The organism is Methylobacterium sp. BTF04 (genome assembly GCF_010692745.1).
Lineage (GTDB): Bacteria > Pseudomonadota > Alphaproteobacteria > Rhizobiales > Beijerinckiaceae > Methylobacterium.
Genome location: NZ_JAAHTB010000026.1, coordinates 33,329 through 55,495, shown reverse-complemented (window position 1 = coordinate 55,495; position 22,167 = coordinate 33,329). Strand labels below are relative to the sequence as shown.

Annotated in this window: 23 protein-coding genes and 2 tRNA genes; 17 read left to right on the top strand and 8 right to left on the bottom strand. The window is 65.7% G+C overall.

All coding sequences use genetic code 11. The features are described 5' to 3' along the window. Together G3T14_RS15710 and G3T14_RS15705 are read right to left on the bottom strand one after the other, a co-directional pair. Complete coding sequence (locus tag G3T14_RS15710; RefSeq protein WP_163643478.1) at positions 1 to 429, bottom strand: hypothetical protein; 429 nt, start codon at positions 427 to 429, stop codon at positions 1 to 3. A 160-nt stretch (positions 430 to 589) separates the two neighbouring features. Then, positions 590 to 814: a hypothetical protein gene (locus G3T14_RS15705; RefSeq protein ID WP_163643477.1), complete on the bottom strand. Its 225-nt coding sequence runs from the start codon at positions 812 to 814 to the stop codon at positions 590 to 592. On the opposite strand from G3T14_RS15705, the gene G3T14_RS15700 reads away from it, so the two are divergent. Together G3T14_RS15700 and G3T14_RS15695 are read left to right on the top strand one after the other, a co-directional pair. Further along, positions 813 to 1,049 carry a hypothetical protein gene (locus G3T14_RS15700; protein WP_163643431.1) on the top strand — a complete coding sequence of 79 codons (237 nt, stop codon included), beginning with the start codon at positions 813 to 815 and terminating at the stop codon, positions 1,047 to 1,049. The genes G3T14_RS15705 and G3T14_RS15700 overlap by 2 nt on opposite strands. A gap of 54 nt (positions 1,050 to 1,103) precedes the next feature. Next, positions 1,104 to 1,358 (top strand): hypothetical protein, encoded by a 255-nt coding sequence (locus G3T14_RS15695; RefSeq protein WP_163643476.1) that lies wholly within the window; start codon positions 1,104 to 1,106, stop codon positions 1,356 to 1,358. Between the two features lie 428 nt (positions 1,359 to 1,786). Here G3T14_RS15695 and G3T14_RS15685 read toward each other — a convergent pair whose 3' ends face one another. After that, positions 1,787 to 2,026: a YdaS family helix-turn-helix protein gene (locus tag G3T14_RS15685; RefSeq protein WP_163643474.1), complete on the bottom strand. Its 240-nt coding sequence runs from the start codon at positions 2,024 to 2,026 to the stop codon at positions 1,787 to 1,789. A gap of 85 nt (positions 2,027 to 2,111) precedes the next feature. Between G3T14_RS15685 and G3T14_RS15680 the strand changes: the two genes are divergently transcribed. From G3T14_RS15680 to G3T14_RS15645, 8 genes are all read left to right on the top strand, one after another. Beyond that, complete coding sequence (locus G3T14_RS15680) at positions 2,112 to 2,864, top strand: helix-turn-helix transcriptional regulator (protein WP_163643473.1); 753 nt, start codon at positions 2,112 to 2,114, stop codon at positions 2,862 to 2,864. A gap of 170 nt (positions 2,865 to 3,034) precedes the next feature. Next, positions 3,035 to 3,391, top strand: a complete 357-nt coding sequence (locus G3T14_RS15675) for a hypothetical protein (protein ID WP_163643472.1) — start codon at positions 3,035 to 3,037, stop codon at positions 3,389 to 3,391. A 99-nt stretch (positions 3,392 to 3,490) separates the two neighbouring features. Then, positions 3,491 to 5,848 carry a hypothetical protein gene (locus tag G3T14_RS15670; protein ID WP_163643471.1) on the top strand — a complete coding sequence of 786 codons (2,358 nt, stop codon included), beginning with the start codon at positions 3,491 to 3,493 and terminating at the stop codon, positions 5,846 to 5,848. Positions 5,849 to 5,851: 3 nt separating this feature from the next. After that, positions 5,852 to 6,325, top strand: a complete 474-nt coding sequence (locus G3T14_RS15665; RefSeq protein WP_163643470.1) for a hypothetical protein — start codon at positions 5,852 to 5,854, stop codon at positions 6,323 to 6,325. Continuing rightward, positions 6,322 to 6,852, top strand: a complete 531-nt coding sequence (locus G3T14_RS15660; RefSeq protein WP_163643469.1) for a hypothetical protein — start codon at positions 6,322 to 6,324, stop codon at positions 6,850 to 6,852. Before G3T14_RS15665 ends, G3T14_RS15660 begins: the two co-directional genes overlap by 4 nt. Next, a complete protein-coding gene (locus tag G3T14_RS15655) occupies positions 6,849 to 7,139 on the top strand; it encodes a hypothetical protein (RefSeq protein ID WP_163643468.1) in 291 nt (96 codons plus the stop codon). The genes G3T14_RS15660 and G3T14_RS15655 overlap by 4 nt, the downstream gene beginning before the upstream one ends. 67 nt (positions 7,140 to 7,206) lie before the next feature. Further along, positions 7,207 to 7,599 (top strand): helix-turn-helix transcriptional regulator, encoded by a 393-nt coding sequence (locus G3T14_RS15650; protein WP_163643467.1) that lies wholly within the window; start codon positions 7,207 to 7,209, stop codon positions 7,597 to 7,599. A gap of 231 nt (positions 7,600 to 7,830) precedes the next feature. Then, positions 7,831 to 8,895 (top strand): tyrosine-type recombinase/integrase, encoded by a 1,065-nt coding sequence (locus G3T14_RS15645; protein WP_246733368.1) that lies wholly within the window; start codon positions 7,831 to 7,833, stop codon positions 8,893 to 8,895. A 22-nt stretch (positions 8,896 to 8,917) separates the two neighbouring features. Here the strand turns inward: G3T14_RS15645 and G3T14_RS15640 are convergent. From G3T14_RS15640 to G3T14_RS15630, 3 genes are all read right to left on the bottom strand, one after another. Then, a tRNA-Phe gene (locus G3T14_RS15640) sits at positions 8,918 to 8,993 on the bottom strand. A 103-nt stretch (positions 8,994 to 9,096) separates the two neighbouring features. Continuing rightward, positions 9,097 to 9,327 (bottom strand): DNA gyrase inhibitor YacG, encoded by a 231-nt coding sequence (gene yacG / locus G3T14_RS15635; RefSeq protein ID WP_163643466.1) that lies wholly within the window; start codon positions 9,325 to 9,327, stop codon positions 9,097 to 9,099. Next, on the bottom strand, positions 9,324 to 10,031 hold the full coding sequence (locus G3T14_RS15630; RefSeq protein ID WP_163643465.1) for a Maf-like protein: 708 nt from the start codon (positions 10,029 to 10,031) through the stop codon (positions 9,324 to 9,326). Before G3T14_RS15630 ends, yacG begins: the two co-directional genes overlap by 4 nt. 174 nt (positions 10,032 to 10,205) lie before the next feature. Between G3T14_RS15630 and G3T14_RS15625 the strand changes: the two genes are divergently transcribed. From G3T14_RS15625 to G3T14_RS15610, 4 genes are all read left to right on the top strand, one after another. Beyond that, positions 10,206 to 10,279 (top strand) — tRNA-Gly (locus tag G3T14_RS15625). A gap of 340 nt (positions 10,280 to 10,619) precedes the next feature. After that, complete coding sequence (locus tag G3T14_RS15620) at positions 10,620 to 11,699, top strand: hypothetical protein (protein ID WP_163643464.1); 1,080 nt, start codon at positions 10,620 to 10,622, stop codon at positions 11,697 to 11,699. Positions 11,700 to 11,923: 224 nt separating this feature from the next. Then, positions 11,924 to 13,252: an MFS transporter gene (locus G3T14_RS15615; protein ID WP_163643463.1), complete on the top strand. Its 1,329-nt coding sequence runs from the start codon at positions 11,924 to 11,926 to the stop codon at positions 13,250 to 13,252. A 65-nt stretch (positions 13,253 to 13,317) separates the two neighbouring features. Next, entirely contained in the window at positions 13,318 to 13,473 is a 156-nt protein-coding gene (locus tag G3T14_RS15610) for a hypothetical protein (protein ID WP_163643462.1), read from the top strand. A gap of 107 nt (positions 13,474 to 13,580) precedes the next feature. Here the strand turns inward: G3T14_RS15610 and G3T14_RS15605 are convergent, their stop codons facing one another. Further along, entirely contained in the window at positions 13,581 to 13,838 is a 258-nt protein-coding gene (locus tag G3T14_RS15605; protein ID WP_348645281.1) for a hypothetical protein, read from the bottom strand. 207 nt (positions 13,839 to 14,045) lie between these two features. On the opposite strand from G3T14_RS15605, the gene htpG reads away from it, so the two are divergent. From htpG to G3T14_RS15590, 3 genes are all read left to right on the top strand, one after another. Then, complete coding sequence (gene htpG, locus G3T14_RS15600; RefSeq protein WP_163643460.1) at positions 14,046 to 15,881, top strand: molecular chaperone HtpG; 1,836 nt, start codon at positions 14,046 to 14,048, stop codon at positions 15,879 to 15,881. A 183-nt stretch (positions 15,882 to 16,064) separates the two neighbouring features. Further along, positions 16,065 to 16,376: a hypothetical protein gene (locus tag G3T14_RS15595; protein ID WP_163643459.1), complete on the top strand. Its 312-nt coding sequence runs from the start codon at positions 16,065 to 16,067 to the stop codon at positions 16,374 to 16,376. Positions 16,377 to 16,506: 130 nt separating this feature from the next. Further along, on the top strand, positions 16,507 to 18,144 hold the full coding sequence (locus G3T14_RS15590; protein ID WP_163643458.1) for a DEAD/DEAH box helicase: 1,638 nt from the start codon (positions 16,507 to 16,509) through the stop codon (positions 18,142 to 18,144). Positions 18,145 to 18,180: 36 nt separating this feature from the next. Here the strand turns inward: G3T14_RS15590 and putA are convergent, their stop codons facing one another. Then, positions 18,181 to 21,846, bottom strand: coding sequence for a bifunctional proline dehydrogenase/L-glutamate gamma-semialdehyde dehydrogenase PutA (putA, locus tag G3T14_RS15585; RefSeq protein WP_348645280.1), 3,666 nt, complete (start codon positions 21,844 to 21,846; stop codon positions 18,181 to 18,183). Between the last annotated feature and the right edge of the window lie 321 nt (positions 21,847 to 22,167).

Sequence of the window (22,167 nt, the reverse complement as noted above, 5' to 3'; positions counted from 1 at the left end):
TCAGGATCCTTGATCCACGGGGCGATCGTCACCGCCAGGCCCGAGGCCCAGCGCAAGATCGACCGAGCGATCCAGGTCCGGGCCCTGAAGGCCCAGGGCCGCGTCGCAGGCGGTGAGTTGCGAGATGACGGCCCTGAACTCATCGCGTGCTTGCTCCGTGGCGCGAGCGTCGCGCGCTGCTCTTCTGAGGCGATCCATCTCGTCCGAGCGGATCGACCGGGCTTCGCTGTGCCAGATGCCCCGCACGCGGCGATCGTTGAGGCCGGTCGCCCGCGCGACACGCGAGAGCGCCCCCTTCACGTTCTCACCGAGCCGCAACGGGCCGGCGATCGTTTCGACGAGGGTGCGCGCTTCGGCTCTTGCGGTCATCACGACGGCCTCACGGCCCTTGGGTGATTTACCCACGGGCTCGGGTGACTTGCCCAACATCTCGGGTGCCTCCTGTGGTCGATTGCAATCGCCACCAGAGAGGAGACCGACAGGTGCGGGTTACAGGCAGGAACAGCGACATCGATCGGACCGGCCGCAACGTCTTGGCGGGCGAGAGCGAACGGACGGTCGATGGCGCTGGGGAAAGTATGGGCGGAGGTCACAGGCAGGCCTCCGCGGAGGAAGCGCGGGCCTTCGCCGGCTCCATGTCGGAGGCGCGGACCATCCCGCCGGAGATCTCTTCGATACGAGCCGCGACCCGGATGGATGGGCCGCGCGCACGAAACCGTAGCTTGCGGACGCCGAACACGGAGATGTCGCCGATGCGCTCGGCCATCTCGGAATCGGTGAGCGCTTCACGGCGCATCCAGTCCTTGAGCAGCATGGCGGGGCTACCTCCGTCCGGGGGCGGTGGCGAGCGGGGCGCCGTGCCCACCCTGGGCGATGCCCTGGCAGTGCTGTGCGTCGACCTGATCGCGGTGCTGCCGGCGGTGGATCGACCCGCCGTGCGGGAGAGGCTGGCGAACCGCCTCGACGATCAGGCCCGCACGCCGGGCGCCGGGCCGGCGGCGGCGCTGCTGGGCGCTATCGCCATCGCGCTGATGCGGATGGAGCACTGAGACGGGCCGGCCATGCCCATCCGACGAATCCACCCCACATGCGAGGAGATCGCCATGACCACCGAGGAAGATCTGTTCGACGTCGAACTGGACGGCATCGAGCGCACGCTTGGGCCCGCCCTCGGCGACACCGCCTACGACGTCATGTTCGACTGCATGAGAGCGAGCACCATCGTGCACATCACCGTCAGCCTGAATGCCGAGGCGGTGACGACCACGGAGATCGTGCCGCTCGCCATGAGCGAACTGCATCGGGCGTTCGCCGCCCTTGCGGATCAGACGAAGGCGTGGCGGATCGATCCGGGATAGACCGGGCGCGCCGCTGGACAGTGCCGGCCTCGTCGCCCCACCATCAAGGGTACGAACCGAACCAAGGAAGCCGGGAATGGACGAAGCGAGGTTTCGAGCGCTGGAAGCGCGCATCGAGGCTTTGGAGAGCGAGATCAAAAGCGCGCGGAACGATATCCACTGGGCGATCGGCTTGATGTTCGTCGTCCCGGTTGGGCTGTTGATCGTGCTTCGGGTTTGGTCCTGATGGACGATCGTTTTGGTGCTGGGAGCGATCTTGGGTGAACACTCCCCGGTGTAGATCTGGCTGTCAGCGCCCGGCGCGGCGTGCTTCAGGGGTTGACCAATCGGCTCGACGACCAGGCCCGCACACCGGGCGGCGGTCAGGCCGTTGCGATGCTGGGCGCGATCGGTGGGTCGCTGATGCGAATGGGAATGTGAGGCGCGCATTAAAGGCGCGCCTCCACAAGCGTTTCGGATGGTGTTGATTGAGCAGGTGTTGCGCTATCGAAGATATCGGGCCGCAGGATGTGACGAGAAATTCCGCTCGCGGCCTCGACTTTCAAGACGCGTTCAGCGGGTATCCTTCGCCATTGTTCTATTGCTTGGCGAGTGACGCCAATAGCGGCAGCAAGCGCCCTGCGGCCACCGGCTCTCTCGCAAGCCAACTGAAGCGGATCGTCAATCATGCAAGTTTTTCTAGCGCGTCTTGCGCGGTAATGCAAGCTACTCTTGCGTAGCGACACATCCCCATCCGATGGCACTTTGCATCCCATGGAAAGCTCACGTGGAGATGCGCTCAGAAGCGCACGCAAGGCCTTGCGGCTCACCCAGCAGCAAGTAGCCGAAAAAATTGGGGTCACTCGGGCTGCGGTCGGTCTATGGGAGAACGACGAACCAATTTCATTCACTAATTTGAAAGCCGTGTGTACTGCGTTAGGAATTGATCTTCTAGCTGCGACAGAAGGCAAGCTTGTAACTCTTTCTTTTGTCAGTGAAGAAAAGCCACAGAAAATGGAGCAGTTTGGCTCAAAAGCCGACATAGTATCAGGCGGTGAGCCAAACTTATATAGTAAGGATTATTTTATAAAAAAAGGTATTATACCAGTTTATATGATGGTAGAAAAAACTGAATTTCAAAAAGAAGGTAACGTGCAGATTTCTGAAGTTCCTTTGCTTAATGCGGAGAGAACTGATCGTACGCCTAATGATAATAGTTTGTATTTAGTCGCTCAAATAACAAAAGTAATGGAACCTGTATTTTCCAGTGGCACGGCATTCTCGGTAAGTTCCGAGGGTGTTGCGTCTGTTGGTGATTATGTAGTTATAAATACACTATTTAACAGAGCGTATGAACCTGGGAAGCGTCCATCCGGTGCCCTTCTGCTGCCGTGTTATTTTGGTATACTGGAGTCGTACTCAGGTTCTTCGGTGGTCTTAAGGCAGCTTAACCCTGAAGAACGTTTTGCTATCCCACTCAATACGGTTGCATCTATTCATAAGGCATGGCCTGCCGACCCGAGATAAATTCCGCAAGGAACGCTTGCGTTATGACGCAAGCATATCTAGCATTGCCTCATCGCCTCTAGCGATGGAGCCCGCCCGTGTTGCTCAACGCCTTGCCCTTCCTCCCGCTCATCACCCTTGCTGGCATCTGGCTCGTCGGCCATCTCGCTCTCCGTGTGGAGGGCTGAGCAATGCCGCCGTACGGAACCGTCTCGCTGAGCCACGCCGACATCGGCCAGCCCGATTGGCGCAGCGCCCTCCTGGCTGAAGCGATCCGGCACACGGCGCATGTCGCCGGGCCTATCTGTCCCTTCGCCCTCTTCCGTCATCTTCAGGGTTGGCTCGACCTGCCCGAGGAGGCTTGCGGGGCTGAGATCAACACCACCCTGTTCCTGATGGTCCGCAGCGGCCTCTACACGTCGAATACCCACGACGTGGAGACCGGGACTATCACCCTGGCAGCGGAAACGCGCCTGACCGCCTCGCGGACCATGACGGTCTGCCTTCACGGCGAACCCTGCGGCGATCCCGAAGACGACGACATCTGAGAGGTTTCGGGTGCGCGCGGAGCGCCACCCGACACAAGCGGCCCCCGCCGGTGCTGAAACAGCAGCGAGGGCCTTTCCCGAACCGAAGGAACTGAAACCATGGAGCAGGGCACCCGCCTTGATAGCGCCCCCGTGTCTGCAGCGCAGAACGTGCGTGACGATGATGCCGAGGGCCGTAAGCTGGATGCGGCCGTCACCAGTCTCCTCACCCGGCCGGCTCCCGAAGCGCCCGAGCGACACGCGCTGATCGCCTATGCGTCCTGGCTCTACATGGAGCGCCAGTTCGTCTGCAAGGAGCTGTACCCGCACCTCGGTTGGAGGGCGGCGACCTTCATTGCCGGCGACAATTCCGGGTTCGACTACCATCGTAAGGACGCACCTGCCGCTTCATCGCGTGCGGTGGCCGTCCTTGAACTTATTGGTTGCGACTGGTCGAAGGATCGCGACCTCGGCGTAGGTGATGGCGGCGAATCCTTTCCGGAAGCCAAAGCCTTTCCGCATCCCGACGGGCGTCTCATCGACCTGGAGCAGGAATATCTGGCCGCACACGCGACGTACGTGAGCGCCTACGCCAGAGAAACCGCGGCGAGGGCCGAGTTCGCCCGACGTGAAGCGCCCTATGACGAGGCCGAACAGCATCTCCTGCTGCGTCCGGCGCCGAATGGGATCTACTGGCATGGGACCTATCTCCGGAGCGTTCTCTCAAATCGTTTTGCGGCCGTTTCGGCGTCCGACGCTGCCGTGATCGACAACCTGCGGCAGGATCAACTCGAGGCACTTATGAAGCCTGTCGAGGCCCGCGATGCGAGGCGTGAGGCCCTCGCCGAGGAACTCGCCCTGGATGATCTGGAGGCTGCAAGCGAGGTCGCATTAGATGCGCGCGAAGTTCTCGCCAAGAAGGTCTACCGGGCGTCGGCCAGCACGCTGGATGGGATCGCCCTCAAAGTTCGCGTCCTCAAGATCAACGAACCCGATCTATGGAAGCGTCCGACGTGGCGGGGTGGTATTTCCCCTGAAAGCCACGAAATCGCGCTCACAGAGATCGCCGACAGCGTCGAGTTTCTCATTTCATCGAAGGGGCTAAGCGCGGCCGAAGCCATTCCTTTCGAGATGGAGAGTGCTGCGACGACGAAAGCGATCACAGAGGAGATCGATTGGAACGCTGCTCCTGACGGCTTCATGGCCTATCCGGCGATCAATCCGACCGGCTTCATCAACATTCGAGAAGGCCTGCGATTGGAAGCCGAGCGATTGCACGGAATCGCGTTGGGTGAGGTCGCCCGCAGGGCGTCGATGAGCGGGGTGCCCGAGCATGCCCCGGCCGGCTGGTTGGACCAACTGCGGCGCTGGCATCGGGTCGCTGAGTTGGAGCGCGCTGCGAACCCTGAAATTGCGATTCCGACCGAAACACTCATGAAGGACGGCACGGTCTATTACGAGGACGCAGCCGGCAAGGCTCATCGGGCCCCAGTGGCCCACTGGATTGCGTCCATGGCGCAGCGCATGAACAGCATAGCACGCGGGGAAGTCGCGCGGCTGTTCAACGCCGGTGCCGTTGCAGATCAGGACGCAAACGGCGCGTTGTACGACGAGTTGCGCCGAGCCCATCGAATCGATGCCCTCCACGACTTGGCATTTCGCCCCGATCGGGTGTTCGAAGCTGCGAGGGACAATACCGTTGGTAGTGGGCCCGTTTCGCCGCGTGTGGCTGGCGATACGCTGCCGGATCCGATCCTGGCCCTAATCGAAAGGCATCGCCAAGCCCATGCCGAATGGCTTCCGTACATGGAGGTCGCAAGCGAAGCGCGAGGTGGCACGCCCGAGTACGCTCGCGCGCAGGCTGATGAGAGGGGCCCGCTAGAGCGCGATCAAGATGCGTATGGCTCGCTCTTTGCGGCTCGCCCAACGACCCTTGCCGGGCTCATTGCCTGGGCTGGGTACATGCCCCGGGCCGTGATCGACAATGCCGTCGATGATGAAACCGCCGAGGGCGTCCGAGCCCTCGGCGCGATATGCGACGCCGTCCTGTCCCTCATGCCAATCGTGCCACCAGCGCAGTCCGCGGATCATATCGAGTTACTGGCAGCGGAAGCGACGTCTGATCGAGGGCTACTTGTCGGTCTTGATCTGACAGCCATGCCAATTCGGACGCTGGATGCGCTTTGCAATAGCTTCGAGATACTGACAAGCGTTTGCTACGGATTTGCGGCTCAGCCTCGTTCGCAACAACCGGACGGTGACGCCAGCGAATCTGGAGCCGTCCTAATCCGTCTTGCAGAGGGGCCGCTGGCAGACGTCATCGGCGCCTGCCAGCGCGAAGCAAGGCAGCGAGTTGATACGATGGGCGATGACCGCGAGGTGCGCGCTCAGATGCTCGCGCGAGCGATCGTTGAGAACGACGACCCCGACGAGATGAGAGCGTTCGCCCGCGAGCTCGTTGCTATGGCGGAGGCTTGAGTCATGAGCCTCACCCCTATTGTTCATTTGCGTGACGCCTTCACCATCAACGTGATCCGGTTCCGGGACGGAACCGAGATCTCGATCGACGATATCAAAACGGCCGAGCAGGGCCGACAGATCCTGGCCGGCGTCGACGCCTCCATCCTCGCCATCGAGGACCAGATCGACCACGCCGACCTCTCGACCGAACATGGCCGGGAATGGAAGAAGCGGGCCGAGCGCGCCCTGAAGGTGAAGCGTCGATCTAGGCCGAACCTGCAGGCACGGATTGGCGAGCTTGCGCGGGCCGAGAGAGGGACTGCGGGCCGTCTTGCGCACGAAGCTGCGCTTCGCGAGGCCGACGGCAAGCGTCGGTCTTTCGTCCACGCCGCCTACCAGATGCTCGGCCATGAGACCTGTACCGAGATATGGGCGCGCGCGGCCGAGTTGCAGCCGGCTGCGTTCCCCGACGGCAGCCAAGGTGGGCGGCCATGATCCCGTGTGCAATCCTTCCAAAGCTGGCCAAGCTGTTGCCGCTGCTCGCCAGCGACAACGACGGGGAGGTGGTCGCGACCGCCCGCGCGATCCAGCGGACGCTTTCCGCCGCCGGGAGCGACTTCCACGCCCTCGCCAAAGCCTTGACCGAGGACACACCGACCGTCGTGGCCCACCGCAACTTCGGGGAAGACTTCAACTTCGCCGACGCGTTCCGGAAGTCGGGGCCGACCTCGCGCGATCCCGACAATCCGGATGCCCGCACGCGCAAGCTCGGTCTACCGATCTGGGGCGTTCAGAAGCTCGAGTCCTGGGCGAGCGTCTCGACCTTCTGCCTCTCGCAGAACTGGGACACGCCTAAGCGGTTCGGCGGCAAGTTCTTGACCAGGCCCGAGATCAACCGGCTCCGAGAGATCGAAAGGGGCCGAGGCTGGCCGACCAACGCGGAGGCGGCCTGGATCGAGACGGTGATCGCTCGCCTCCACCAGGCTCGCGATGCCATGCGCACGGAAGGACGGCGGTCATGAAAGTGCCCGGTCCCGTCGAACTCAGCGCCGCCTGGAGCCATCTGCCGGTCCCGTTGCGTGACTCCATCGGCTTCATCGCACTGGACATGGTGTTCCAGGGCTTCTTGCACGGCGATGCATACGCCCCGGACGATCGCGTTCTGCAGTCCGACGAGGCCAGAGGGGAGGCTGGCGTCCGGTCAGACAACCTCCTGAGCGAGCTGTTCCGCACCATCGAGAATGCGCTGCCGGACCTGTTCGGCCCCGAGGGAGAGAACCCGGCGTGGTCTCGACAGCAAGACTCATGAGGTCCCGGGGCTCGACGCTGACCCGCCGAGCCCCGTTCTCCACGCCATCCCTTCGAGGATCCTGCTCATGACCCAGAAATCCACCACCGATACCGATCGGGACGTCGGCGTGCGCATCATGGCGCTCCGCAAAGCCAAAGGCCTGTCGCAGTCCGCGCTCGGCGAAGCCCTCGGCGTGACATTCCAGCAGATCCAAAAGTACGAGAAGGGCATCAACCGCGTTGGCGCAAGCCGATTGCAGGAGATCGCGCGGCTCCTCGATGTGCCGGTGTCCACGCTATTCGGAGATCAGAGCGAAGAGGGACAGGGCGAGGTGCTCGGCCTCCTCGCCGAGAACGGAGCTGTCGATCTCCTTCGCGCCTACATCGCGATCGAAGATCCGGAGATGCGCCGGAATATCCTCAGCATCGCTCGAACGGCCGTGCGGCTCGCTGCCGGGCCTGTCGCAGGGAGAGCGTAGTGCCCGACGCCTCTAAGCTCGCAGGGACGGATTGATGCCACGCCGGGCCGCCACGGTCACACAGGCTGACATTGCGCGCGCGATTCGCGCGATCCAAGCGGCTGGGCTGCCCGTCATGCGCGTGATCGTTCGGTCCGACGGGGTCTCGGTAGAGACGATCCCTTCGGATGACCGGACAAACGAGGCAGAGAAAGCCTCCGTGGTTGCCATCGAGGATCGAGTGCCGTTCCTATGACCCTCGATATGCCTCGCCCCCGCCCGCCTCACCTCGTCCGAGAGAAGACCCGCCACGGCCGCGTGGTCTGGTACGTCCGTCAGGGCCAGGGCAAGCGCGTGCGCATGAACGAGCCGTACGGCACGGAAGCATTCTGGCGAGACTATCGCTGGGCGCTCGAGGGAACGCCCGTTGAGCCCAAGGGACCGGTGACGGGCTCCCTGTCCTGGCTCATCGCGAGATACGTGGTCAGCGCGGAATGGTCGGATCTCGGAGCGGCCACGCGCAAGCAGCGCCACACCATCTATCGCGCCATTGAGGAAACAGCCGGCACCGAATCCCTGACGATCTTCGATCGCCGCGCCATCCTGGCCGGTCGAGACAGGCGCCGGGAGAAGCCGCACGCGGCCAACGATTTCCTGAAGGCCATGCGCGGCCTGTTCGGATGGGCCACTGACCGAGAATACGTGAAGACCAATCCGACCATAGGCGTGAAGCTTCTCACCGGCGAGAACGACGCCATCGGCTTCCATAGCTGGACCGAGGAGGAGCTCGAGCGCTTCGAGGCACAGTGGCCTCTCGGCACCCGCCAGCGCCTCGCATTCGATCTCCTGCTCTACACCGGCCTTCGCCGAGGCGACGCCGTGAAACTCGGGCGGCAGCACGTTCGAAATGGCGAGCTATCGATTCGTACCGAAAAGACCGGCGCAGTCGTGACGCGGCCGATCCTTCCACCGCTGGCCGAGTCGATAGCTGCAACGCCAACGGGGGATCTCGCCTTCATCGTCAGCGAGCACGGGCGGCCCTTCACCAAAGAATCGTTCGGAAATTGGTTCGGAAAGATGTGTCGGGATGCCGGCGTGCCCGGATCCGCACATGGATTGCGCAAGGCCGGCGCTCGCCGAGCGGCCGAAGCGGGAGCTACAGAGGCCCAGCTAAACGCGCTGTACGGATGGACGCCGGGAAGCCGAGAAAGCGCGGTCTATACGCGGACCGTCAACAACGCCCATCTCGCTCGCCAAGCGCCAATTTATCCCGCACCGGTCGCCCAGGTGCGGGACGTATTTCAGAAAATCAAATGATCTCTGGAGCTTAAGAAATGGATGGTGCCCAGGGACGGAGTCGAACCGCCGACACTGCGATTTTCAGTCGCATGCTCTACCAACTGAGCTACCTGGGCAGCAGCCGGTTCGCGTGAGCGGCACCGGCTGGAGCGGGGGTATAGTGACGGACAAACGACCTGTCCAGCCTCGATCTGCAGACATTTTTTCGGGGCGCCGTTCTCAACCGTCCCGATCGGCCGAAACCGCCGGAGGGGCCTCGGCATCCTCGTCCTCGTCGGCTGCGGTGGGGATGGCGTAGCGGTCGGTGAGCCAGCGTCCGAGGTCGATGTCGGCGCAGCGGGCCGAGCAGAACGGCTGGAAGGCGGCCTCGGCTGGCTTGCGGCAGATCGGGCAGGGCTCGGGTTTCGGCGGCCGCTTGGCCGCTGTACGGGGCGGGAGCGACTCGGTCATGCCACGGCACCCCAACTCTGACGGACCGGGAAACCCTCGCCTTCGAGGAGGCTGAGGGTCTCGTACAGCGGCAGGCCGACCACGGCGCTGTACGAGCCGACGAGCTTGACCACGAAGGCGCCCGCCAGGCCCTGGATGGCGTAGCCGCCGGCCTTGCCGCGCCATTCGTCGGAGGCGAGATAACTTTCGATCTCGCGCGACGACAGGCGTTTGAAGCGCACGCGGGTTTCCACCACGCGTTCGCGGCGCGTGCCCTTCGGCGAGAGGATGCAGACCGCGGTGTAGACCCGGTGCTGGCGCCCGGAGAGCAGGCGCAGGCAATCGGCGGCCTCGTCGGGCAGTTCGGCCTTGGGCAGGACGCGGCGGCCCACAGCCACCACCGTGTCGGCGGAAATGACGAACGCCTCGCGCATGTCGTCCCGTCGCCGCGCCGCGTCCCCCGCCACTGCCAGCTTGTCGCGCGCGAGCCGGCGCGCCAGCTCGCGGGGCGTCTCCGACTTATGCGGAGTCTCATCGATATCCGCCGGCAGAAGGGCATCGGGCTCGATGCCCGCCTGCTGCAGCAGGGCGAGGCGCCTGGGCGAGGCGGACGCGAGGACGAGGCGGGCGCCCCGGTCCGTTGCGCCGGAAGGGTAAGTTTCGGGCGTCGTCACGTACGTGCTGTCATGCGCGGGATGGTACTCGGTGGAGGGTTCGGGGAGCATGCGCCGCTTGGCACGACATCCGTGCCGGCCGCGACCGGCGCGCGACCGGAAACTATCCGAATCCCCGGCCGATGGAAACGTCGCCGTGAAGGGCCGTGGACAATGCCGGCCGCTCTGGTATGGTCTCCTCCAACGGCCTCGCTTGGCCGTTCTGTCGATGCTTGGAATCGACGCGCGGGCGTAGTTCAGTGGTAGAACGTCAGCTTCCCAAGCTGAATATGCGGGTTCGATTCCCGCCGCCCGCTCCACGCTTTTTCAATGACTTTGTCGGTTGTCTGTAGGGTTCTGCCGGTCATGACCCGGCCGAGGACGCGCTTGCGGTCGTCCTTCACGAATGGCGTGAACCGCTGCGGATGAAGCGTGCCGCACTGGCAGGCGCCACTGGGTATGGATCGTTCATCAAGGCCGTCCAGCGTGCCGCTTCGCTTCAGCGCGCGCAGGATCGTACAGGTCCTCGCTGCACCGATGAGCGCTGTCGGGCCCGCGGCAGACGTCTTATGGATCGGGATGTCAGGCACGCGCCGCGTCGAGTGCCGCTTCCGATGGCGGGCGAACGTGTCATCCGCCATCGAGCATCAAGGATGGGGAATGACGGCGATTTACTCTGCCCGCGGCGACGGGCTGGGGACGCGGATGCTGGCTGCGATCTATGGACGGATCCTGGCGGAGCTTCTCGAACTTCCCCTGACGGTGATCTGGCCGCCTTTGGGCGGAGCGGACCTGTATGCCGGCTATGCCCTGATGCATCCCGACCACCTGTCCGAAATCTTCGCGGATCGCAGCCTGTTCACCGACTCGAAGGCCGGGCTGAACGGCGCCATCCTGTTGAACGCGGAACTCGGCGATGTCCGATTGCAGAGCGCCTACCATTCACAGGCCGAGATTTCCGGGCTGAGCCGGGGTGAACTTCTGGCGCGCCTCAGCGACGTCGACGGCCTCCTCTACGATTTCCCCGGCCCGCTCATCGCCTTCATGTCGACGGAGGTCGATCTCAAGCGGGCCTGCATCGCTGCCTGGTCAAAGGTGAACTGGAGCGATTCGGTTCGTGAGGCGGTCGAGGCCGTCGATGCGCGCATCGATCTCTCCACCTGCATCGCCGCCCATGTCCGGCGGGGGGACATCCTCGACGTGGTCAATCGCGGCGACCTGGAGCATCTCGTCAATGACGGCATGATGCAGATCCTTCAGCGCTATACGCCGATCAACGCGTTCTTCCGGCAGATCGACACATCGGGTGCCACCGGCGGGATCCTCGTCTGCACCGAGGACGAGGGCGTGATCCGTCGTTTTTGCGACCGGTACGGCAAAGCGCGCATCGCTTCCAGCATGGCCCTCGACCTCACGGAGAACCAGCGCGCGGCCACCGATCTCCTCCTGCTGTCGCGGGCCAAGCGGATCGTGGCGCCGGTGGTGAGCTACTTCTCCACCTGCGCCGCCGCCGTGAGCGAGGCCGAGTTGACGAACACCACCTGGCACCTGGAGGCCAGTATCGACGAGATCACGTCCTTGATCGATCGGACGGACCCGGAGCGCGTGCGGAAGGTTTCCGCGATCATGAACGCTGCGGCCTGTCGGTTGGTGATCGGTCACGAGCCCGACCGCGCCGCACGCTTCCGTGCCCGGGCCATCGCATTCGACGAAGGCCTGTATCGGCGCGTCATGCCGTAGGCGGGCGCGACACTTCCATTTCGATCGCGTCGAGAGAGCCTTCAATCGTCGCGGGACCGCCAGTTGTCCCACCAGGCTCCCTACTCCCTCGCCTGAAAGACCGGTGATAGTGTGCCGCCCGGACCTTGCGCAGAAGGTCGGACTGGCCGCACGCACGTCCCGATATCGGGACATCACATCGGCTCGGACCCATTCAGCGCCGGTAACATCGGAGAGAGCCGAGCATGAGTTCAGTGGCCGCTGCGACACCGGACCCGACGCCCTTCTGGTCGGCGCTGTTCACTGATCGACGGATTGCTCCGGCCCTTGGCCTCGGTTTCACCTCCGGCATCCCGTTCTTGCTGGTCTACTCGACGCAATCGGCCTGGTTGTCCGATATCGGGATCTCGATCGCCACCATCGGGCTCCTCAGCGAACTGACCCTCGCCTACAAGTTCAAGTTCCTGTGGGCGCCATTCCTCGACCGGTACGATGCGCCCGTACTCGGGCGCTTCCTCGGTCGAAGGCGAGGCTGGATCGTCGCAGCGCAGCTGTGCGTCATGGCGGCGGTCGCCGGTGTCGCATTCGGCGATCCGGCGCATCAACTCAGCTGGACGATCGCGTTCTCGCTGGCGTTGGGGTTCGCCGGCGCGACGCTCGACCTCGTGATCGACGGCTGGCGCATCACCAGCGTGCGCCCTCCCGAAAAGCAGGCGGTGCTGTCGTCCTGGACGGAGATCGGCTGGCGGATCGGCAACCTTGCGGCCGGGGCAGGCGCCCTGTTTCTGGCGGACAGGATCGGCTGGCGCGGCGCCTATCTCTGCATGGGCGCGCTGATGATCCCGGGCATGGTCGCAGCCGTACTCGCCCCCGAGCCGGCCTCGGACAAGCTCCCCCATCTTGCCAGGGCCGGCCTCGTCCAAACGGTCTGGGAGCCGATCCGGGAACTGTTGACCCGGCTCGGCCCGATGGCGCCCGTCATCCTGCTGCTCGTCGCCGGCTTCCGCATGCCGGGCTATGTCGCGAGCGCGATGGCCGTCCCGTTGTTCAAGCACCAGGGCTTTTCGAACACCGACATCGCCACCGTCACCAAGCTCATCGGCTTCTGGATCGCGCTCGGCGGCACCTTCCTGGCCGGCGCCCTCATCCCGCGGATCGGCATGCTGCCGAGCCTTCTCATCGGCACCGTGGCGGGCTCGGCCTCGCACCTGAGCCTCGCCTACCTTGCGGCGCATGGTGGCGATGGCGGCAATGCTTTCTGGACCTTCGCGGTCGCCGTGGGGGTCGAGAACTTCGCCTACGCCTTCGCGTCGGTGGTGCTGATCACCTACATGTCGACCCTCGCATCCGCAGATCATGCAGCGAGCCAGTTCGGGCTTCTGACATCGTTGTGCGCCTTCCCCGGCAGCATCCTCGCAGGCTTCTCGGGCTTTGCGATCGAGCGGACGGGCTTCACCTGGTTTTTTGTCGGCACGTCTTTGATCGGGCTGCCGGTGGCGCTGCTCGCCATTTACGTCTGGGCTAAGGTCGGAATTTCCGACGAGGCGACGCCGCGGCCGGCTGTGGGGCATTAGACCGGCGCGGATCCCGGCAGAAGCCCGCTTCGGCCAACCGTGGGTCGCGCTTGGCGGGATTCAGGTTGCTGATCGGCGAGGGACCCGGACTGCCCGACCCGGTGATCGAGCATTCGATCTTCGCCTTGGGCGTGTCCGACATCGGCACGATTTTAATTGATCCCGGTGATCGGGACCTCGGAGCGTGGTCGCTCGATCGGATTTGCGAGGATCACTCGTGATTGCTGGACCGCGACTGGGCTCCCGCCCTTGAAACGCGACGGGAGCCCGAGCCGACGCTTCTGCAATGACCTGTGGGATCAGTTGAAAGCGTCAGCGAAAACCAGAATCAGCTCACGGTCTTCAGGTCGGCCACGTTCACGTCGCCGTTCTGGCTCGAGAAGGTCGGCGCGCTGCCGTTGGATTGCGAGACGCCACTGATCTTGTGGTCGCCGGTGTCGTAAGTCGTGCTCTTGCCGTCGGCCTCGACGATCAGGCGCTGCTTGTCCGGAAAGAACGCGTAGCGCATGTCGTTCTGGCCACCGCTGGTGGAGGGCTGGCCGAGCTCCTGCGGCCACCAGGCGTCGCCGCCCGACATCGGTTTCATGGGCTTCATCGGAGCCATGGGTTTCATCGGCTTCATCGGTTCCATGTCGGTGCCTTACGCTCCTGGCCTGCGTGTCGTTCGGACATTTTACGTGTGAGCGACGCCAAGGTTGCCTCCGGTGCCGCATGCCGGGCCTGCGTCGGCATTGAATTCGGGCCGCTGCGACGGCATATCGCGCCTGCATTGGAACCTTTGGGAGATGGCATCTTGAGCGAGACTGTGGAGCGGCACGAATTCGGTGCCGAGGTCGGGCGCCTGTTGGACCTCGTGGTCCACGCCCTCTATTCCGACCGCGAAATCTTCCTGCGCGAGTTGGTGGCCAACTCCGCCGACGCCATGGACCGGCGCCGCTTCGAGGCGCTGACCCAAGAGGCCTACGCGCTGCCGGCGGACGCCAAGGTCCGCATCGCGCCCGACAAGGCGGCGCGTACGCTCACCCTTTCGGATGCCGGCATCGGCATGACTAAGGCCGAACTGGCGCAGAACCTTGGTACCATCGCGCGCTCGGGCACCCGCGCTTTCAGCCAGTCCCTGGGTGATGCGAAACCGGAAGACAAGCCGAGCCTCATCGGCCAGTTCGGCGTCGGCTTCTACTCCGCCTTCATGGTGGCCGACCGCGTCACCGTCACCTCGCGCCGGGCCGGCTCGGACGAGGCCTGGACCTGGGCGTCCGAGGGACAGGGCAGCTACACCCTGGAGCCCGCGACGCGCTCCGAGCCCGGAACCGACATCGTCCTTCACCTGAAGGAAGATGCCGACGAGTATCTCGAGAGCTACCGGCTCGACCACGTCGTGCGCAAATGGGCCGACCACATCACCGTGCCGATCGCCATCGTCGGCGAGGAGGGCAAGGAAGAGAACGCCAATCAGGGCACGGCCTTGTGGCGCAAATCCAAATCCGAGGTCACGGAAGAGCAGTATACGGAGTTCTACCGCCACGTCGGCATGAACTTCGACAAGCCTTATGCGACCCTGCACTGGCGGGCGGAGGGCGCGCTCGAATTCACCGCTCTACTGTTCGTGCCGGGCATGAAGCCGTTCCAGGCGGTGGAGGGCGAGCGTGGCAGCAAGGTGCGCCTGCACGTGCGGCGCATGTTCATCACTGACGAGGCGGAGTTGCTCCCCACCTGGCTGCGCTTCGTCCAGGGCGTGGTCGACACCGAGGACCTGCCGCTCAACGTGTCGCGCGAGATGCTGCAGGCGACCCCGGTGCTCACCAAGATCCGCCGTGCCGTCACCGGCCGCGTCCTCAGCGAGCTGACCAACCGGGCCAAGGACGCAGAGGGATACACCCCGTTCTGGGAGAATTTCGGGTCCGTCCTCAAGGAGGGCATCTACGAGGATCATGAGCGCCGGGCCGAGATCGCACCGTTGCTGCGCTTCCACTCCTCGGCCATCGACGGCTGGACTTCGCTGCCCGGCTACATGTCGCGGATGAAGGATGGTCAGGAGGCGATCTACTATCTCGTTGCCGACGACGCCGATGCCCTGAAGAAGTCGCCCCAGCTCGAAGGCTTTCGCGCCCGCGGGGTCGAGGTGCTGCTGCTCTCCGACCATGTCGACGCGTTCTGGCCCGAGGCGCTCGGCCGCTTCGACGACAAGCCCCTGCGCTCGGTGACCCAAGGCTCGGTCGATCTCTCGAAGTTCGCCGCCGAGGGCGAGAGCGGCGAGGCGCCGGTTGCGTCGGATGCGCTCGTCGCCGCGCTCAAGGCGGCGTTGTCGGCGGATGTGTCGGATGTGCGCACCACCGACCGCCTCGTCGACAGCGCCGTGGTGTTGTCGGCCTCCGGCAGCGGTCCGGATCTGCAGATGCAGCGCCTCCTGCGGCGAGCCGGACGCGGTGGCGGCAGCCTGCCGGTGCTGGAGATCAACCTGCGCCATCCGCTCATCCGTGCTCTCAGCACCCGCGCGGACTCGCAGGGCGACATCGCCGACGAGGCGGGCACCCTCCTCGATCTGGCTCGGGTCCAGGACGGCGATACGCCGCGCGATCCGGTGGCCTTCGCCCAGAAGGTGGCCGCAGCGCTTGCGGCCGGCGCCTGACCCGGCCCGATCGGTGAAAATCTTCGGCGCGATGGGATGATCGTCCCACCGCGACCGAAGGCGGCGCGCGTCACACGCCTGTTCCGGCGAAGGCCTGTCTCCTGCGCCTTCCAGACGCATGGGGGGAACGACGGTTGTATCGTCGGGTTGATCATCTGAATCCTCGATTGATGGAGACGATTTTTGACCCTGACCCGTACGCTTGCCACCACCGCTGCCGCTCTGTTGCTGACCGCCGGCACCGCCCTCGCCGCGCCTTGCGCCACCGGCACCACCACCAATGCCCATGGCATGGGCGCGCATGACAAGTCCGCCGACAAGAGCTCGATGGTGGACGGCAAGTCCGACACGAAGGTGAGCCCCGGCGCTAAGGCCGAGTCGCCCGGCACCGTGGGAGCCCTCGACAACGTCGGCGCCAACACCCAGCCGAAGGCCGGCGAGAAGAAGCCCCCGGAGGGCAAGGTCATCACCGGACAGAACGCCGACGATTGCTGATCTGCTAATTTTGGTAATTTGAACGATCGCTCCGCGTCCCTCACTGGGCCGCGGGGCTTTTTCGTTTGAAGGCCCGGCGCGGCTCTTCGATCACGGACGGAGGCCGAGCCTTGCGCTAAAGCCTCTGCCGATGGACCTCAGACCCTATCAGCGCGCGAGCCTTGATGCCCTCTACGCCTCGTGGGAGGCTGCGGCCGGCGATGGGCTGATCGTCCTGCCGACCGGTGCCGGCAAGGCTTTCGTGATCGCCGCGCTGGTGCGTGAAGTGCTCGCCCGGACGGCGGATTGTCGTGTCATCGTCGTCACCCACACCCGCGAGTTGATCGCGCAGAATTATCGCGAACTCGTCGCGACCTGGCCCGAGGCCCCGGCGGGCATCTACTCGGCCGGCATCGGCCGCCGGGATGCCAGCGCGCAGGTTCTGTTCTGCGGCATCCAGTCGGTCTGGAACCGGACGCAGGAGATCGGCGCCTTCGATCTCGTGGTGGTTGACGAAGCGCATCTGATCCCGCGGTCTGCGGAGACCCGCTACGGCCGTTTCCTCGCGGCTCTGCGCGAAACCCGGCCGGCCTTGCGCGTCGTCGGCCTGACCGCCACCCCCTACCGTCTCGACAGTGGCCGCCTCGACGAGGGCAAGGGGCGGCTCTTCGAGCGAATCGTCTACGAGGCCAATGTCGGCGACCTGATCCACCAGGGCTATCTCGCGCCCCTCATCTCCAAGGCCACCACAACGGCGCTCGATGTGTCCGGCGTCGGCAAGCGCGGCGGCGACTATATCCCGAGCGCCCTGGAGGCCGCGGTCAATCAAGACTGGATCACCCGGGCGGCGGTGGAGGAGATGGTCGGCTATGGGCGCGAGCGCCGGGCCTGGCTCGCCTTCTGCGCCGGCCTCGCCCACGCGGTGGCGGTGCGCGATGCGGTGCGGGCTGAAGGATATCCCTGCGAAACCATTTCGGGCGAGAGCCCGAAGCGTGAGCGGGATCGCATCGTGCGGGATTTTCGCGAAGGCCGCCTGCGTTGCCTCACTTCGGTGGATGTGCTCTCCACCGGGTTCAACGTGCCGCGCGTCGACCTCATCGCCCTGCTGCGTCCGACCCAGAGCACCGGGCTCTACGTGCAGCAGGTCGGCCGGGCCTTGCGGACCGCGCCGGGTAAGCGCGACGCCCTGATTCTCGACTATGCCGGTCTCGTGCGGATGCACGGCCCGGTCGACATCGTCACGGCCCGCACTGCCGCGGCGATCCGGGGGCGCGAAGACGAGGTCAGGGCCAAGCCCTGTCCGGGCTGCGGGGCCCTCATCGCGCTGAATGCCAGCACCTGCGAAAGCTGCTGGATCGAGCCGGACGACGAGCCGGCCGGACCGAGCCACGAGGCGGCTGCCGACGACGAGAACCCGATTCTCTCCGGTGAGGCGCCGGGCTGGATCGCGATTTCGGACTGGAGCTGGCGCAGGCGTGCGCGGCGCGGGGAGGCCGATAGCCTCGATGTCACCTTCCATGCGGGCGGCGGTCTTCGGCACCGGGTCGAGATCTGCCTGGAGGATGCCGGTTACCCACGCGAACGGGCCGTGAACTGGTGGCGCCACCTCGGCGGTGCGCGCGATGCCCCGATGACGGTGGTGGAGGCCCTCGAGCAGCAGGGCGACCTCACCTGCCCGGACGCGATCCGCATCCGCGCCAACGGGCGCCTCTCGCAAAGTGTCGATTACCGCCTCGCCGACGGGCGTACGTTCGTCGATACGCGTCGCCTGTCCGAGCAGTACGCCTGAGGGCTGGGTCCCTGACGATCGCCGGCCCCTGTTGGCTCAGGCGATGAGGGTCATCAGGTCGGCGTTGCCGCCCGTCGCTGCGGTGTTGATGCTGACGCTGCGCTCGCGCATGAGCCATTCGAGGGGATAATCCGCGTCGGTCCGGTCCAGTCCGGCCGCGGAGGCGGCGAGGATTGGGATGATGGCGCCGGCAAGATCGGCCGCCATGCGCGTCGCCGCCTGGATCGCGGCGGGGTCGCCCTCGATCAGAATGGCCGCACAACCCAGCGCGTCGGCTTTGTCGGCGCTGGCGATCACCGACCGGACCGCCTCGGGCAGGGTTTTGGCGAAAGCCCGCAGGTGCGCCGGGGCGACGAGCCGGATGGTGTTTCCGGTGGCCAGCGCCGCCGCCACCTGTGCGATCAGGCCGCTCTCGGTTTCGGGCAGGCAGAGGATCGGTCCACGCGGATGCAGGCCGTAGCGGTTGCACTCGCCGACCGGGCCGGCCAGCGTGATCTCGACGTTCAGCAACGTGCGCGCGCCATAGGCCTCGCACCGCTGCGCATCCTGCTCGCGCCCGGCTGCCTTCAGCCAGGAACGCAGGTTTTCCAGGATCGTGCTGACGCGTCCTCGTTCCGGAGTGAAACCGATTGCGGGCGGACAGGAGGCCAGGAGCCGCCGCAGGTAGAGCGGTCCGCCCGCCTTCGGGCCGGTGCCCGACAGGCCTTCGCCGCCGAAGGGCTGCACGCCCACCGTCGCGCCGATAATGTTCCGGTTGACGTAGATGTTGCCGGCGCCGACCCGGTCGATCAGGTGCAGGGCGGTGGCCTCGATCCGAGTGTGGACCCCGAAGGTCAGCCCGTAGCCCGCCGCATTGATGGCGGTGATGAGGGCGTCGAGGCCGTCCTGGCGATAGCGCAGCACGTGCAGCACCGGCCCGAACACCTCGCCGTGGAGATCGTCCAGTTCTGAAATGGTGATGAGGGTCGGGGCGACGAAGTGGCCGGCGGTGCAGGCCGCCGGAAGGGGCAGGCGGTGGACGCTGTGCCCTGTTGCGCGCATCCGCGCCACATGGGCCTCGATGATCGCCTTCGCGTCGCTGCTGATCACCGGCCCGATATCGGTGGCGAGCCGGTTCGGGTTCCCGATCGCGAGTTCCGCCATCGCTCCCGTCAGCATGGAAAGGACCGTGTCGGCGATCTCCTCCTGCAGGCAGAGAACCCGCAGTGCCGAGCAGCGCTGGCCGGCGGAATCGAAGGCGGAGGCGAGAATGTCGGCCACCACCTGCTCCGGGAGGGCCGACGAATCGACCACGAGGGCGTTCTGACCGCCCGTCTCCGCGATGAAGGGAATGGGCCGTCCGTCCGGGCCGAGGCGCCGGGCCAGCACCGCCTGAATCTGCTTGGCCACCGCGGTCGAACCCGTGAAGAGAACGCCGCAGATTCGATCGTCCGCGACGAGGCGACCGCCCACATGCCCATCCCCGGGCAGCAATTGCAGGACAGCCGGCGGAATCCCGGCCTCGCGCAGGGTCCGCACCGCCAGCGCCGCGACCAGGGGCGATTCCTCGGCCGGCTTGGCGAGGACGGGATTGCCGGCCGCCAGCGCCGCCGCGATCTGTCCGGTGAAGATCGCGAGCGGGAAATTCCATGGGCTGATGCAGACGACCGGCCCCAGCGGTAGGTGGGTGGCCGCCTGGAAATCGCGCGCCTGGGCCCCGTAATACCGCAGGAAATCGACGGCCTCGCGGACCTCGCCGTCCGCGTTGGCCAGGGACTTACCGGCCTCGCGGACGAGCACGCCGAGGAAGGCGTCCCGCCGGGCCTCGATGAGGTCGGCGGCGCGGCGCAACAGGCCGGCGCGTTCGGACGCCGGGGTCGCCGCCCATGACGCGGCCGCTTCCCTCGCCTGTTCCAATGCGGACTCGATGGTGCCGTCATCGGCTTCGACCACATGGCCGACCACGTCGTGCCAATCGGCCGGGTTGGTGACGGCGCGCGCCGCTCCCGCGCCGGGCCGGTCGCCGAGGAGTGGCCGGCATTCGCGCGACGCATCGGCCTCGTCGGTGAGACTGCGGCCCAATGTTTCGAGCACGACGTCGTCGGCGAGATCGAGGCCACGGGAATTGGTGCGTTCCGCGCCGAACAGATCGCGCGGCAAGGCGATTCCGGGATGCCGCGATCCCGGCGGTGTCACCAGGGCCGCTTCGGCCAGGGGGTCGGCAATGAGCGCGTCCACCGGGATCGACGCGTCGCCGACCCGATGGACGAACGACGCGTTGGCGCCATTCTCGAGCAGGCGTCGCACCAGGTAGGCGAGCAGGGTCTCATGGGTACCCACCGGTGCGTAGATCCGGCAGGGACGGTCGAGGGCCTGGCCGCCGACCACCTCCTCGTAGAGCGGCTCGCCCATGCCGTGCAGACATTGGAATTCGTAGTCGCCCGGCCGGAAGTCAGGGCCGGCCATCGCCACGATATCGGCCAGCGTGCGCGCGTTGTGGGTGGCGAATTGCGGAAACAGCACATCCTTGGCCGCCAGCATCGTGCGGGCGCAGGCGAGAAAGGACACATCTGTGTGGACCTTCCGGGTGAAGACCGGGAAGTCGTCGAACCCCTCGACCTGGGCGTGCTTGATCTCCGAATCCCAGTAGGCCCCCTTGACGAGGCGGACCATGAGGCGGCGTCCGCTGCGGCGTGCGAGGTCGATCAGGAAATCCAGCACGGCCGGCGCGCGCTTCTGGTAGGCCTGGACCACGAAGCCGAGACCGTCCCAGCCGGCCAGGCGCGTATCCAGCGCCAGCGCCTCGATCAGATCGAGGGAGAGGTCGAGCCGGTCGGCCTCCTCGGCATCGATGTTGAGGCCGATATCGTGCCGGCGGGCGGCGTAGGCCAGCTCGACGAGCCGCGGCAGCAACTCGGTCATGACCCGATCACGCTGCGCCCGCGCATAACGCGGATGCAGGGCCGACAGCTTGATCGAGATGCCCGGCCCGTCATAGGGCCCGCGTCGTGCCGCGGCCACGCCAATGGCCGCGATGGCGCCCGCGTAGTCGCTCAGGTAGCGGGCTGCGTCCCGCGCCGTCATCGCCGCCTCGCCGAGCATGTCGTAGGAATAGGAGAAGCCCTTCGCCTCCATCCGGCGGCCATTCTCCAGCGCCTCGCCGATGCCGCGGCCGGAGACGAACTGGCTTCCGAGCATCTGCATCCCGAGGGCGACGCCTCGGCGGATCACCGGCTCGCCCGCCCGCCGGACCACGCGCCTCAGCGCCGCCGAAAGGGTCTTCGCGTCGGTGGCGCCGACGAGTCGGCCCGTCACCACGAGACTCCAGATCGCAGCGCTCGCGAACACCGAGCCGCTCTGGCCGAGATGGGACTCCCAATCGCCCCGCCCGATCTTGTCGCGGATCAGGGCATCGCGGGTCGCCGCGTCGGGGATGCGCAGGAGCGCTTCGGCCACGCACATCAGCGCGACGCCTTCGGTGCTCGATAGGCTGAACGCCTGCATCATCTCCGCCACCGGTCCGCGCTGACCCTTGGCGCGCAGGCGCTCCACCAGCCGTCGCGCCAGGACGTAGGCCGCCGCCTTCTCGTCCTCCGTCGCGGCTGCGGCTTCGACCAAATCGGGCAGGCAGTCCGGCTCCGGGCGCCGGCAGGCCGCATGGATCCGCGCGCGCAGGGGAGGCACCGGTCCAACCGGGTTCGTCGAATCCGTAAAACGCCACACGGGACCCGATCCGTCCGTTCCGGCACCCGCGCCGAACTTAACCGCCTGTGCGACGCGCCTGTCGGAACCGATCGCGTGGAGGGGCAAGGCATCGCTCATGGTCGGACGGTCCGTGGTTCGTCTTCATGAGAACGCGTGTCGCTCCGTGTTCGCCCAAGGGGTGGGATCACGGGGCGGCATTACGACGGGTCGGCATCCGGCGGAGTCGATCCGGGAGTGGCTGCGTGCACTGTCGCATTCGCACATGGACTGGGATCGAAATCCGAATCCGGATCGCGCTTCTCTCGCAGGGATTGTGCAACGACGCCCACAAACCGTCAG

Coding starts and splice junctions, on each gene's coding strand:
- G3T14_RS15710 (WP_163643478.1), bottom strand. CDS start 429: ATGTTGGGCAAGTCACCCGAGCCCGTGGGTAAATCACCCAAGGGCCGT.
- G3T14_RS15655 (WP_163643468.1), top strand. CDS start 6,849: ATGAAAGTGCCCGGTCCCGTCGAACTCAGCGCCGCCTGGAGCCATCTG.
- G3T14_RS15705 (WP_163643477.1), bottom strand. CDS start 814: ATGCTGCTCAAGGACTGGATGCGCCGTGAAGCGCTCACCGATTCCGAG.
- G3T14_RS15695 (WP_163643476.1), top strand. CDS start 1,104: ATGACCACCGAGGAAGATCTGTTCGACGTCGAACTGGACGGCATCGAG.
- G3T14_RS15680 (WP_163643473.1), top strand. CDS start 2,112: ATGGAAAGCTCACGTGGAGATGCGCTCAGAAGCGCACGCAAGGCCTTG.
- G3T14_RS15615 (WP_163643463.1), top strand. CDS start 11,924: ATGAGTTCAGTGGCCGCTGCGACACCGGACCCGACGCCCTTCTGGTCG.
- G3T14_RS15685 (WP_163643474.1), bottom strand. CDS start 2,026: ATGATTGACGATCCGCTTCAGTTGGCTTGCGAGAGAGCCGGTGGCCGC.
- G3T14_RS15620 (WP_163643464.1), top strand. CDS start 10,620: ATGACGGCGATTTACTCTGCCCGCGGCGACGGGCTGGGGACGCGGATG.
- G3T14_RS15605 (WP_348645281.1), bottom strand. CDS start 13,838: ATGAAACCGATGTCGGGCGGCGACGCCTGGTGGCCGCAGGAGCTCGGC.
- G3T14_RS15645 (WP_246733368.1), top strand. CDS start 7,831: ATGACCCTCGATATGCCTCGCCCCCGCCCGCCTCACCTCGTCCGAGAG.
- G3T14_RS15700 (WP_163643431.1), top strand. CDS start 813: ATGGCGGGGCTACCTCCGTCCGGGGGCGGTGGCGAGCGGGGCGCCGTG.
- G3T14_RS15675 (WP_163643472.1), top strand. CDS start 3,035: ATGCCGCCGTACGGAACCGTCTCGCTGAGCCACGCCGACATCGGCCAG.
- G3T14_RS15670 (WP_163643471.1), top strand. CDS start 3,491: ATGGAGCAGGGCACCCGCCTTGATAGCGCCCCCGTGTCTGCAGCGCAG.
- G3T14_RS15650 (WP_163643467.1), top strand. CDS start 7,207: ATGACCCAGAAATCCACCACCGATACCGATCGGGACGTCGGCGTGCGC.
- G3T14_RS15630 (WP_163643465.1), bottom strand. CDS start 10,031: ATGCTCCCCGAACCCTCCACCGAGTACCATCCCGCGCATGACAGCACG.
- yacG (WP_163643466.1), bottom strand. CDS start 9,327: ATGACCGAGTCGCTCCCGCCCCGTACAGCGGCCAAGCGGCCGCCGAAA.
- G3T14_RS15660 (WP_163643469.1), top strand. CDS start 6,322: ATGATCCCGTGTGCAATCCTTCCAAAGCTGGCCAAGCTGTTGCCGCTG.
- G3T14_RS15665 (WP_163643470.1), top strand. CDS start 5,852: ATGAGCCTCACCCCTATTGTTCATTTGCGTGACGCCTTCACCATCAAC.
- G3T14_RS15590 (WP_163643458.1), top strand. CDS start 16,507: ATGGACCTCAGACCCTATCAGCGCGCGAGCCTTGATGCCCTCTACGCC.